The organism is Anaeromyxobacter sp. (assembly GCA_016718565.1).
GTDB lineage: Bacteria > Myxococcota > Myxococcia > Myxococcales > Anaeromyxobacteraceae > JADKCZ01.
Window position 1 is genome coordinate 169838 of the sequence record JADKCZ010000003.1, and the last position, 12306, is coordinate 182143.

11 protein-coding genes are annotated in these 12306 nt (G+C 74.3%); all 11 read right to left on the reverse strand.

Annotated features, from left to right (window positions below):
• Positions 1-1602: a glycosyltransferase gene (locus IPO09_10895; GenBank protein ID MBK9517843.1), complete on the reverse strand. Its 1602-nt coding sequence runs from the start codon at positions 1600-1602 to the stop codon at positions 1-3.
• Between the two features lies 1 nt (position 1603).
• Positions 1604-2305 (reverse strand): WbqC family protein, encoded by a 702-nt coding sequence (locus IPO09_10900; GenBank protein MBK9517844.1) that lies wholly within the window; start codon positions 2303-2305, stop codon positions 1604-1606.
• Complete coding sequence (locus tag IPO09_10905; protein MBK9517845.1) at positions 2302-3120, reverse strand: class I SAM-dependent methyltransferase; 819 nt, start codon at positions 3118-3120, stop codon at positions 2302-2304. Before IPO09_10905 ends, IPO09_10900 begins: the two co-directional genes overlap by 4 nt.
• Positions 3117-3902 (reverse strand): class I SAM-dependent methyltransferase, encoded by a 786-nt coding sequence (locus tag IPO09_10910; protein ID MBK9517846.1) that lies wholly within the window; start codon positions 3900-3902, stop codon positions 3117-3119. Before IPO09_10910 ends, IPO09_10905 begins: the two co-directional genes overlap by 4 nt.
• A gap of 16 nt (positions 3903-3918) precedes the next feature.
• Positions 3919-4959, reverse strand: coding sequence for a DegT/DnrJ/EryC1/StrS family aminotransferase (locus IPO09_10915; GenBank protein MBK9517847.1), 1041 nt, complete (start codon positions 4957-4959; stop codon positions 3919-3921).
• A complete protein-coding gene (locus tag IPO09_10920) occupies positions 4959-5867 on the reverse strand; it encodes a radical SAM protein (protein MBK9517848.1) in 909 nt (302 codons plus the stop codon). The genes IPO09_10915 and IPO09_10920 overlap by 1 nt, the downstream gene beginning before the upstream one ends.
• Before the next feature lie 80 nt (positions 5868-5947).
• Positions 5948-7216: a DegT/DnrJ/EryC1/StrS family aminotransferase gene (locus tag IPO09_10925; protein MBK9517849.1), complete on the reverse strand. Its 1269-nt coding sequence runs from the start codon at positions 7214-7216 to the stop codon at positions 5948-5950.
• Positions 7213-8361: a UDP-N-acetylglucosamine 2-epimerase (non-hydrolyzing) gene (gene wecB, locus IPO09_10930; GenBank protein MBK9517850.1), complete on the reverse strand. Its 1149-nt coding sequence runs from the start codon at positions 8359-8361 to the stop codon at positions 7213-7215. Before wecB ends, IPO09_10925 begins: the two co-directional genes overlap by 4 nt.
• A 10-nt stretch (positions 8362-8371) precedes the next feature.
• Positions 8372-9442 (reverse strand): polysaccharide biosynthesis protein, encoded by a 1071-nt coding sequence (locus IPO09_10935; GenBank protein MBK9517851.1) that lies wholly within the window; start codon positions 9440-9442, stop codon positions 8372-8374.
• Positions 9439-10314: an SDR family oxidoreductase gene (locus IPO09_10940; GenBank protein ID MBK9517852.1), complete on the reverse strand. Its 876-nt coding sequence runs from the start codon at positions 10312-10314 to the stop codon at positions 9439-9441. Before IPO09_10940 ends, IPO09_10935 begins: the two co-directional genes overlap by 4 nt.
• Positions 10315-10398: 84 nt before the next feature.
• Complete coding sequence (locus IPO09_10945; GenBank protein MBK9517853.1) at positions 10399-12081, reverse strand: glycosyltransferase; 1683 nt, start codon at positions 12079-12081, stop codon at positions 10399-10401.
• Positions 12082-12306: the final 225 nt, after the last annotated feature.

Consider the following 12306-nt stretch of genomic DNA (forward strand, 5'->3'; position numbering starts at 1 on the left):
TCAGCGCGCCGTGGCGCGGACGACGTCCTCGAAGACCTGCTCGCAGCGGCGCACCATGCGCTCCGGGCTGCCCATGGTCTGGCGCACGTGGGCCTGGCAGCGCGCCCCCAGCTCGGCGCGGTGCTCGGCGTCGTCCACCAGCCGCAGCACCACCTCCAGCCAGCGCGCCGGGTCGCCCCGGGGCACCACCAGCTCGGGCGGCAGGAACTCCTGGGCGGGCCGCCAGTCGGTCTGGTCGAAGGCGTGGCCGTAGTCGTTCTCGACGGCCACCACCGGCCGGCCCAGCGCCATGGCGTCCACCAGCACCAGGCCGCCGCCCGAGGGGTAGGTGTCGAGCACCACGTCGGCCTGCCCGAAGACCTCCAGGTAGCGCTCGCGCCAGGGGGCGAAGTGGATCCGCTCCTGGAGCGGCGCCAGCAGCGGCGCCAGGGCGGGGAGCTGGGCGCGGTCGGCCCCCAGGCACAGGACGTGCGCCCCGGGCCGGAGGCGCAGCACCTCCAGGATGGGGGCCCAGTGGGCCGGGTCGAGGTGCTTGGTGTGCCGCCCCGCCGCGGCCAGCACCACCGCGTCCTCGGGGATGCCGAGCGCCTCGCGGGCCACCAGCTGGACCTGGCCGGGCTCCGGCAGGTCCGCCTCCAGCGGCACGTGGGTGCAGGAGATGGGCGAGTCCATCAGCGGGTGCAGGGTCCAGGCGATGCCCCAGTCGAGCCCGGGCGCGGCGAACTGGGGGGGCGGGCCGGACACCAGCCCCACCGCGGCCGGCGCGGGCCTGAGCTCGAGCAGGAAGTCGTGGGCGAAGTCGGCCAGCGCGGCGTTCATCACCAGCACGTCCGGGGCGAAGTCGCGGATGGCCTCGGCCAGCCAGAGCATCCGGTCGGCCGCGCCGCCCTCCAGGTCGGGGGCCACCCGCACCAGGCACCCCTGCGCCTCCAGGAAGGCCACGTGCCCGGCCCCCTGGGGCGACTGGTCCACCTGGACCACCGACTCGGGCACGAAGAAGGCCAGGTCCCACCTGGTCCGATCGCGGTGCTGGGCGAAGAGCCGGCTCAGCCGGACGATCACCGAGTTGAACTGGGTGGCGCCGAAGATCAGGTGGGCGGCGCGCAGCCTTCGCCCCTCGAGCGGGGCGCTCCGGAGCGGCCGGCGCAGCGGGACCGCCAGCCGGCGCACCGCCCCCAGGATCTCCTGGTCGAAGAGGTAGCGGTCCTGGCCGCGCCCCACCGCGTCGACGTAGTGCCAGGCGTTGAAGTCCTCCAGGGCCCGCGAGACGTCGCCCGCCTCGGCGGCCCTGAGCCCCACCCGGCGGTGGGCGGCGCGCACGGTCTCGAGGTCGCCCAGCGCCTGGTGGATGCGCAGCAGGTGCGGCAGGACGCGGCGGGAGCCGCCGGACAGCTCGAAGGCCCGGCGCACCAGCGGGGCGGCCTCCGCCAGGCGGCGCGAGGAGGCCAGGGCCAGGGCCAGGGCCAGCGCGGCGTCGGCCCGCTCCTCCAGCCGGGGGGCGCCGAGCAGCCGGGCCAGGGTGGCCCCCTCCAGCCGCTCGCCGCGGCGGATGCGCTCCACCGCCTCCTCCAGCGCGTCGATCAGGCCTGTGGTGGCGTCCATGTCAGGGCACCTGCTCGTTGGGGGAGCGGCTCTGGAGGTGGGCCGCGGCCTCGGGGCCCAGGTTGAAGAGCAGGTCGAGCACCGTCACCGCCCCCTCGAAGGCGCCGAAGGGCTGCGGGTACTCGCCGTAGTCGTAGGTCTTGTACTCGAGCGCCACCCCGGCCTGGCGGAACCGCTCCGGCTCCAGGTAGCCGCGCGCCGCCGGCCCGCTCAGGTAGGTGGTGCCCCCCACCTTCCCGAGGAGCTGGATGAGCCGCTCGGTCTTGGCCCCGCTCAGGCCGAGGGTGCGCGAGTGGACCGTGGGGGTGGTGATGCCCAGCTCGCCCATGAGCCAGCGGATCAGGGCGATGTTGAGCTCGGAGATGCTGGCGTGCGGCCGCCGCAGCAGCGCCGCCAGCGGCTCGCGGTAGCGCGCCAGGTAGGGCGTGGTCCGGTAGTGGGCGTCGAGCAGGTTGAGGTGATCGCGGGCCCAGTCGCGGGAGCTCTCGAGCGGGGTCTCGTCGATGCGCTGCTCGACCTGCCGGTAGTGCACCGGCACGGTCAGCCAGCGCGGCCCCTGCGGGGTCTTGATGCGGTTGCGGTTGCGCCAGTCGTTCTTGGTGTACTGCAGGTCGTCGTGGAACACGAAGAGGTCGACCTGGCGGATGAAGTCGAAGTACCCCCGCCAGGGGAGGTAGTTGGACTGGATGACCCCCACCCTCACCAGTCGACCTCGATGTAGCCGGTGGGGTTGCTGTGCCAGGTGAACTTGTGGAAGCGGGGCCGCCGGCCGAAGCGCGCCGCGAAGTACTCGTCCACCGCCTTGGTCTCGCCGCCGAAGGTGTCCACCGCGTACTCGTCGCAGACGATGACCCCGCCCGGCGCCATCAGCGGCACCAGCTGCTCCAGGGCGCAGCGGGTCGGCTCGTAGAGGTCGAGGTCCAGGTTGAGCAGCGCGATGCGCAGGCCGTGCCCCTTCTGGCGCACGAACTCCGGGATGGTCTGGACCGCGTCCCCCTTGACGAGCTCGACCCGCTCGACGTGGCGCAGGTGCCGGTCGTGGTTCATGGCCTCGCGGGCCAGGGCCAGGTCCTGCTCCACCGAGGCGCCGCCGAAGTAGCCGCCGGGGCGGACGTCGTTGCGGGCGTCGACCGGGCCGTCGGCCGGGCTCAGGGACGGGAAGCCCTCGAAGGTGTCGAAGCCGTAGACCACCTTGCGGGCGTCGGTGGGGCAGAAGATCTCGCAGAGCTTGGCCCAGGTGAAGGTCGAGGCGCCGCGGAAGACCCCCAGGTCCACGATGACGCCGGGGACGTCGGCCACCCGCTTGAAGATCTCGTAGTGGGCCAGGAAGCGCGCCAGGTTGAAGCGCGGCGTGAAGACCGGGAAGGACCGGAACATCTCGAAGGTCGAGAGCCCGGTGCCGGCGAAGAGCCGCTCCAGGGCCTCCCGCTGCAGCCGCTCCGGCTCGTGGCGCTGCGACATGTCGCTCATGGAGCCCCCGGCGGCGCCGGGCCCGCCCTCCGTGCCCACGCCGCTCATCGCCCCGCCTCCTTCTTGCGCGCCACGAAGAGCTTGCGGGTCAGCTGCTGGCAGCACTCGTAGGCCGGGTTGGCGAGCACCAGCTCGGAGATGGCCCGGTCGACGCCCTGGTAGACCGTGAAGGCGTCGTCGAAGCAGATCCAGCCGCCCGGCACCAGCCGCGCGTCGATGCGGCGGATGTCGCTGCAGACCGCCTCGTAGCCGTGGTCGCCGTCCAGGAAGGCCAGGCGGCAGGTGAGCCCCGGCCCGGCCGCTGCCAGCATGGCCTCCAGGTCGCCCTTGAACGGCCGGATGACGTCCTGCATCCCGCGCGCCGCCACCGTCTCCTGGAAGCAGTCGAAGACCCGCTCGTAGCGCTCGTAGATGCGGCCGGTCTGGGTCTCGTAGGCCTCCTTCCAGACCGTCTGCTCCTCGTAGCCGCCGTAGCGCTTGCCGTCGATGACCACCTGGAAGGAGTAGGTGCCGTCGGCGTTCTGCCGCCAGTCGGTCTTCTCCGGGAAGAGGTCGACGCAGATCACCTTGGAGCGGCCCCCCAGGCGGGCGGCCCGGGCCAGCACCACCGCCGAGCGGCCGCACCAGGAGCCCACCTCGATGATGTCGCCCTCCAGCCCGGTGGTGGCCATGGTGAGGGTGAAGAGCGCGGTGAGCTGGTCGATGGGCGTCCAGCCCGGCACGTCGCGGACCAGCTCCTCCAGCTGGGCGATGATGGGGCGCGTCACGGCGCCGGGCGGCGGTGGCGCGGGCGGCGCGGTGGTGGCGGCGGTGGTGGCGGCAGTGGTCATGGGGATCCGTCGGGGGTCAGGAGGCGAGGACGGCGGCGGCCGCCTCGACGCAGCGGTCTTCCTCGGCCGGCGTCAGGGCGGGGTGGATGGGGAGCGACACGGTGGAGGCGAAGTGGGCCACGGCCACCGGGAAGAGCCGGTCGTCGAGCCCCATGGCGCGGTGGAGGAGCAGGTCGACGCCGCGGCGCACCTGGACGCCGCGGGCCAGGAAGGCGGCCTGGCAGCCCTCCAGCCCACCGGCCGGCGCCACCGGGAAGCGGAAGAACATGCTGCGGGCCATGGCCGGGCGGCGCAGGCAGGCCGGAGCCGCCACCTCGAGGGCCGCGGCGTAGCGCGCGGCCAGGCGCCGCCGCCGCTCCAGCCCCTCGGGGTAGCGGTCCAGCTGGGAGAGGGCCAGGGCGGCCGCCAGGTCGGAGAGCGGCGCCGGCACGCGGGCGCAGGGCGCCTCCCGCGACCCGTCGCGCAGCCGCCGCAGCACCTCGGCCAGGGCGGGGTCGCGGGCCGCGGCCAGGCCACCCTCCCCGGCCGTCAGGCACTTGGTGGGGTGAAGGGAGAGCACGGCCACGTCGGCCTCCAGCGGCCGGGACCCCGCCGCGCCCAGCGCCTGGGCGCAGTCCTCGATGATCGGGACCCCGAGGGCGCGGAAGGCGCCCACCTCGGCGAAGACGCCGTACTGGTGCGGCACGATGACGGCGCGGGTGCGCGGCCCGAGGTGCCGGGCGGCGTCGGCGGCGCGGACCACCCAGTCGTCGCCCACGTCGCACAGCACCGGCGTCGCGCCGCAGGACAGCACCGCCTCCAGCACCGAGACGCAGACGTAGGTCGGCAGGATCACCTCGTGCCCCGGCCCCACCCCCAGGCCGCGCAGCGCCAGCACGAGCGCCGCGGTGGCGCTGCCCACGGCCACCGCCTCGGCCGCGCCCACCCACCCGGCCAGCCGCTGCTCCAGCCGGCGCGCCAGCGCGCCCTGCCCCAGCATGCGGCCCTCCAGCACGGCGGCCACCGCCGCCTGGTCGGCCGGGGTGATCCAGGGGCGGGAGTGCAGGACGGGCACCATCAGGCCCCCTTGAGCTCCTGGATGAGGTCGGCGTAGCCGCGCCCCTCCTCGGGCCAGCGGGTCTGCGCCCAGTCCGGGCACTGGCCGCAGAAGGCGTGAGACCGGTAGTCGCCGCCCAGGTGGGCCTGGCGCAGCCGGTCGTAGAAGGCGCCCCGCCAGGTCTCGGCGATGGTGGTGGTGCGGTAGTCGGCCACCGACGACCCGTGCGACCAGTCGGCCGGACAGAAGGCCAGGAAGCCGCGCGGGTTGAGCACCAGCCGCTCCCACGGGTAGACGCAGGCCCTGCGGGGCTGGCCCGCCTGGGCGGTCCGCAGCGCCGCGGCCACCGAGCCGACCGCGCCGGCGGCCGAGTGGAGCCGCCGCACCACCACCCGCTCCACCCCCTGGTCGGTCCAGTAGCGCTGGAAGTCGGCCGCCTCGGCGGCGTTCTCGGGCTGCTCGATGAAGCTGACCACCACCTTGGTGGCCGCGCGCGACTGGCGGATCCAGTCGAGCAGCCGGAGCACGTTGCGGCGGGTCACCTCCAGGTCCCCGTTCACCCGGATCTTCGCGTAGGTCTCCGGGCGGAAGGCGTCGATGCTGATGTCGATCATGTGGACGCCGGACTCGAGGAGCCGCTGCGTCCGCTGCTCGTTCATGATGGTGCCGTTGGTGGTGAGCGTGACGTAGACCCCGGAGGTCCGCGCCGCGTACTCGATCATCTCGTAGCCGCCCGGGTGGACCAGCGGCTCGCCCTCGCTGGAGTAGCGGATGTACTGGGTGTGCCCCCGGCCGTGGGTCCGGACCTCGTCCACCGCCTTGGCGTTCAGCTCCGCGCCCAGCTGGGCCCCGCTGTAGTGCTCCGACTTCTTGAAGGCCGGGTGCGGGCAGTGGGTGCAGGCCAGGTTGCAGATCTCGGTGACGTCGATGATCACCTGCGACGGGAAGACCGCCGAGAGGCGTCCCCCGAAGCCGTGGGCCGGGGCGGCCGGCGCCTCGGTCGCGGCGCTCACGGCGCCTCCAGGCGCAGCCCGGCCGACCGCGGCGCCGCCGCCGCCGGCCGCAGCGCGGCGCGGTACACCTCCGCGAACGCCGTCATGACGTCCTCGGCGTCGGCCAGGGTCATGCTGGCGCTGATGGGCAGCGTCATCACCGAGGCGGCCAGCGCGTCGGTGACCGGCAGCTCCGGCGCCGCGTTGCCCTGCGTGTAGAGCGGCATGCGGTGCAGCGGCGCGTAGTGGATGCTGGCGCCGATGTTCCGCTCGCGCAGCGCCAGGATGAAGGTGTCGCGGTCCTGGCGCAGCTTCTGGACGGGCAGCACCACCGGGAAGAGGTGGCGGGCGTGGGCCGCCTCCCCCAGGCCGCGCTGGACCCGGATGTCCGGGTCGAGGTGGCGCAGCGCCTCGAGGTAGAGACCGGCGACGCCGCGGCGGGTGGCCGCGAACTCCGCCTGGCGCGCCAGCTGGACCCGCCCGATGGCGGCGTTCAGGTCCGTGAAGTTCATCTTGTAGCCCAGCTCCTCGAGCGCGAAGTAGAGCATGGCGCGCGGCTGGGTGAAGCGGTTCCAGGCGTTGTTGGGCAGCGCGTTCTGGCGCAGCGAGCGCAGCCGGTCGGCCACCGCCGGGTCGGCCAGCGCGATGGCCCCGCCCTCGCCGGTGGAGAGGTTCTTGTTGGCGTAGAAGCTGAAGCAGGTGAGGTGGCCCGAGCTGCCCACCGTGGCCCCGCCCTGGAAGCGCGAGCCGAAGGCGTGGGCCGCGTCCTCCACCACCGCCACGCCGGCCGGCACCGCCGCGCGGATGCCGGCGATGTCGGCGGCCAGCCCGCCGTAGTGGACCGGCAGCACCGCCCGGGTGCGCGGGCCGAGGCGGGCCCGCACCGTCTCGGGGGTGAGGCAGAGCGTCTCGGGATCCACGTCGGCGAAGACCGCGGTGGCGCCCAGGTAGAGGGCGGCGTTGGCGGTGGCGCACCAGGTCAGGCTGGGCACGATGACCGCGTCGCCCGGGCGGATGCCGCTGGCCAGCATGGCCAGGAAGAGCGCCGAGGTGCAGGAGTTGACCGTCACCACGTGGGGGGCGCCCAGGTAGGCCGCCAGCTCCGCCTCGAAGGCCAGGGTCTCCTTGCCCATGCCGATCCAGCCGGTGCGCATGACCCGCGCCACCGCCTCGATCTCGCGGTCGGAGAAGTTGGGCTTGCCGAACGGCAGGTACTCCCGCTGCGGCCGCCCGGCGCCGGGCGCGGGGTCCTCGTGGCCCCTGGCCAGCTGCGTCGCCTCGCTCATGGCGCCTTCCTCCAGACGGTGCGGTTCACGTAGTCCACGTACGACAGGATGATCTGCACGACCTTCATCGAGACGTCGGGCTCCAGGTAGTCGGGCGGCAGGCCGGCCCGCTGGCCCGGGCCGCGGCTGGTCACCAGCGCCACCGCCTGCAGCACCCGCGCGGCGTCCAGGCCGCACATCACCAGGGTGCCGGCGTCCATCCCCTCGGGCCGCTCGTGGGCCTCGCGCAGGGTCACCGCCGGGAAGCCCAGCAGCGCGCTCTCCTCGGTGATGGTGCCGCTGTCGGAGAGGACGCAGCGGGCGCGCTGCTGCAGCGCCACGTAGTCGAAGAAGCCGAAGGGCGGCAGGAGGCGCACCCCCTGCCCCTCCAGCCCCTGGGTCCCGCCGGCCAGCGCCTCCAGGCGGGCCCGGGTGCGCGGGTGGGTCGAGACCACCACCGGCAGCCGCCAGCGCCCGGCCAGGGCCCGCAGCGTCTCCAGGATGGCGCCCAGCCGCGCCGGGTCGTCGACGTTCTCCTCCCGGTGCGCGCTCACCACGAAGTACCCGTGCGGCGCCAGGCCCAGCCTGGCCAGCACCGGCGAGGCGGCGATCTGGGCGGCGTGGTGATCCAGCACCTCCTTCATGGTCGAGCCGGTCTTGATGACCGTCTCGGGCCGCAGCCCCTCGGCCAGCAGGTAGCGGCGGGCGTGCTCGGTGAGCGGCATGTTCACGTCGGAGAGGTGGTCCACCACCTTGCGGTTCAGCTCCTCCGGCACCCGCTGGTCGAAGCAGCGGTTGCCGGCCTCCATGTGGAAGACCGGGATCTTGCGCCGCTTGGCCGGGATGACGCTCAGGCAGGTGTTGGTGTCGCCGTAGAGCAGCAGGGCGTCGGGCCGCTCGCGCTCCAGCACCGCGTCGGCCTTGACGATGACGTCGGCGATGACCTGCGCCACCCCCTGCCCACCCACGCCCAGCAGGTGGTCGGGCGCCCGGATGCCCAGCTCGTCGAAGAACACCTGGTTGAGCTGGTGGTCGTAGTTCTGGCCGGAGTGGACCAGCACGTGGTCGGTGTGCCGCTCCAGGGCCGCGATGACCCGGCTGAGCTTGATGACCTCGGGGCGGGTGCCCACGATGGTCATGACCTTGAGGCGCTTGGGTTCGGTCATGGTGGTCCCCTCAGGCCAGCAGCTCGCCGCCGTCCTTCACCACCGCCTGGTCCGGCATGAGGCAGTGGCGGCGCAGCAGGGCGGCGGTCTCCTCCAGGTCCAGCACCAGGTCGGAGGAGCTGAACTCCTTCTGCAGGGCCGGCGGCTGGCGCTGGTCGGCGTCGCGGATCAGCTCGGGCAGCATGGGCAGGATGGCGTAGTAGTCCCCGCGCACGATGCAGCGGCGGGCCTCCTCGTCGGAGATCATGATCTCGTCCAGCTTCTCGCCGGGGCGGATGCCGGTCACCTGGATGGGCACGTCGCGCTGGCCCACCAGCGCCCTGGCCACGTTCATGACCGTGGCCGAGGGGGCCCGCGGCACCAGGGTCTCGCCGGCCCGCGCCGTGCGCAGCGCGGCGATGAGGGTGTCCACCGCGGTGTCCAGGCTGAGCAGGAAGCGGGTCATCTCCGGCACCGTCACCGTGACCGGGCCGCCGTGGGCGATCTGGTCGAGGAAGAGCGGCACCACCGAGCCGCGCGAGGCCAGCACGTTGCCGTAGCGGATGCAGACGAAGCGGGTCTTCGGCACCAGGATGTTGGCGGCCACGAAGATGCGCTCCTGGATGGCCTTGGTCATGCCCATGGCGTTGACCGGCTTGCAGGCCTTGTCGGTGCTCACCCCCACCACCACCTCCACCGGGTAGTCGTGGTCCTTGAGCGCCTGCACGATGTTGGCGGCGCCCAGGCAGTTGGTGGCCACCGCCTGCTCCGGGAAGTACTCGCAGGTGGGGACCTGCTTCATGGCGGCGGCGTTGATGACCACGTCGGCCTCGCGCATGGCGGAGCAGACGTCCGGGTAGCTGCGCACGTCGCCGATGCGGAAGGAGATGGTGCGGGCGAAGTTCTCGTAGATGACCTCCTCGGTGGTGGTCTTCCGGTCGAGGTAGGCCAGCCGCATGACGTGCTGCTTGGCCTCGTCGCGCGAGAGGATGATGATCCTGGCCGGCACGCCCAGCTCGCCCGCCAGCAGGCGCCGCACCAGCTTCTTGCCCATCGAGCCGGTGCCGCCGGTCACCAGGACCCGCTTGCCGTGGAGGTTCATGTCCCGCTCCCTCTGCGCCGGACGGCCTCAGCCAGCTCGTCCAGCATGGCGTCCCAGCTGGGGACGCGGTAGGTGGTCCTGGCCCGGAGGGCCGAGGCGTCGAGGCTCCGGTCGCAGGTGAAGTCGTCGTCCGGCGTGAGCGTCACGTCGGTGCGTCCCAGCCGGCGCGCCAGGCGCGTCAGCAGGTCGTGCTTGTCGATGGGCTGCGAGGCCAGGTGCCACACGCCGCACAGGTCGGGCGCCTCGCTGACCAGCGCCTCGATGGCGCGGGCCAGCTCCTGGGTGGTGAGGCCGCTGTAGATGGCCCGGCGGTACCCCCGCACCGGCCCGCGCTGGGCCAGGAACCACTCCACCAGGCTGCCGGCCCGCCCCAGCTCCAGGCCGATGATGGAGGTGCGCAGGGTCAGGCAGCCGGGCCCGTCCACCTCGCCGAGCAGCTTGGTGCGGCCGTAGAGATCCGTGGGGTCGGGCGTGTCGGTCTCGCGGTAGTTGCCCCGCGCCCCGGAGAAGACGCAGTCGGTGCTGAGGTGGATGAGGCGCGCCCCGGCGGCCGCGCAGGCCCGCGCCAGCCGGTGCGGGTAGAGGGCGTTCACCTCCAGGCTGGGGAGCTCCTCGTGGGCGGTCGGGCGCTGCTTGACCAGGCCCACGGCGTTGACCACCAGCTCGGGCCGGACCGCGGCCAGCGCGCCCACCAGGTCGTCCAGCCGGCGCACGTCCACCCCGTAGAGCGCCCGGTCGCCGAAGCGGGCCCGGTGCGCCGCGTAGGCCGGCGCCAGCTGGCGCAGGGTGACCTGCACGTCGTGGCGGGGCGCCCAGCTCTCCAGGAGCTGGTGCCCCAGCATGCCGTCGCCGCCGAAGACGAGGATCTTCATGGTCCGTCCAGGAGCGTGAGCGTAGCGCCCCGCCGGGGGGGGGCCACAAATCGGCCGGTGGCGCGGGAGGGGCTCACCCGCTCCTCACCCGGCCCGGTTGACGCGCAGGCCGCGCGGCGCCTGGGCCCGCGGCGGGTCGATGAAGCGGCCGCCCGCCTGGTGGCCGGCGCCGGGGCCGGTGCGCACCCAGCGCGCCCGGGTGAACTGGCGCAAGGCCTCGAGCAGCTCGCCGGGCTCCAGCAGCAGGATCTCCGGGAAGCGCTCCTTGCCCGAGCGGCCGATCACCTGCATGACCCGCGCGCCGGCCTCCTCCACGGTGGGCTGGTCGGGCCGGCCGGGATCCAGCGCCAGCAGCAGGGCCACCGGATCGTCGGGCCCGAAGGCCTGCAGGAAGTCGAGCACGGTGGAGATCCACTCGCTGCCGTCCCAGGCCGGCTCGAGCAGGTAGGCTTCACGGAGAGTGGACACGGTGGCTCCAGGCGCGGCGGGCGCGCAGGGCGAGGGGGCTGGGGGTGGGGCGGGCGCGGGCGGCGGCGCCGCGGCGGCGCCCCGGCGCGCCGCCAGGGTCCGGTAGCGCGCCAGCCACCCCGCGGCGTCGGCCTCGATGGTGGGGGCCACCGGCGCCGGTCGCAGCCGCGCCAGCCTGGACGGGTCGTCGGCCAGCGACTGCAGGCAGGCGGCCAGCTCCCCCGGCGCCAGCGGGTCGAAGAGCAGGCCGTTCTCCCCGTGCCGCACCGCCTCGGGCAGGCCGCCCACCCGGGAGGCCAGCACCGGCAGGCCGGCCGCCAGCGCCTCCCGGGCGGTGAAGCAGTAGCTCTCCACCAGGGAGGGCACCACCACCACGTCGAGGCGGGCCAGCAGCCCGGGCAGGTCGGCGGGCTGGTAGGGGCCGCGCAGCGTGATGCGCGGGTCGGTGGCGCGCCGCGCCAGCTCGGCCAGCGCCTCGGGCGCGCCGCCTCCGGCGATCTCCAGGCGCACGTCGCCGCGCACCGCCGCGAAGGCCTCCACCAGGGAGAGGACGTTCTTCACCCCCTGGATCGAGCCGATGTAGCCGAAGGTGAGCGGCCGGGCCGGGCGCGGCGGCGCCGGGGCCAGCACCGGCAGCCCCAGGGGCGCCACCTCGATGGCGCCCCCACCCGCGCCGGCGCGGTCGAAGGCACGGGCCACGAAGGCCGACGGGGCGGTCACCAGGTCGGCGGCGGCCAGAGTGGCCCGCCCGGCCTCCAGGCGCGCCGAGAGGAAGCCCAGGGTGGGGGCGCGCTGGGCCGGGCCGAGCCCCTGCCAGGCCTCTCCCATGAGGCAGGCGGCGCAGCCGGCGGCCGACTCGGGGCCGTCGCAGGCCGGCCGGCCCGGCGCGACGAACAGGTGGGTGCGCGGGCAGATGAGCCAGAAGTCGTGCAGGGTGAGCGCCACCGGCAGGCCGGCCGCCCCGGCCACCGCCACCAGCGACATGGGGAACCGGAGGGTGTGGTGGAAGTGGACCAGGTCGTAGCGCCCGGCGGCCAGGAGGGCGGCGAAGGCCGCCTCGGCCTCAGGCTGCGACAGCGTGGCGGTCGAGTCGCCGGCCGGGGCCGAGAGCCGCCGGACCGGGACGCCCTGGAACAGGTCCGCCTCGACGGCGCTGCCCCGCGCCGACGGCGCCCCCGGGTGGAGGACCGTGACCTGGCACCCCTGCCCCTGGAGCGCTCGCGCCAGGTTGAGGGCGTAGGTCTCGACCCCGCCCCAGTTGTGCGGAGGGAAGCTGTGGGTGACGAGCAGGACGTTCACGGGCGATTCCCTGGCGAGGCGTCACGAGGGCGACAGCCCTGCTGGGATTGCAAGAACGTCGCCTGGCCAGCCCGGCCGCGAATCTCGGGGGAAACCGTCGGGTTGGCCGGGGCGCGGGCCCTGCCCGGCCGGAGCCGTCAGCGGGTTGACGCGGCCCCACCCTTGCAGTCAGGTCACCCGCGGCAGGCCCGTCCCCGCACGGGCGGGCGGAAAGGGATCACCCGA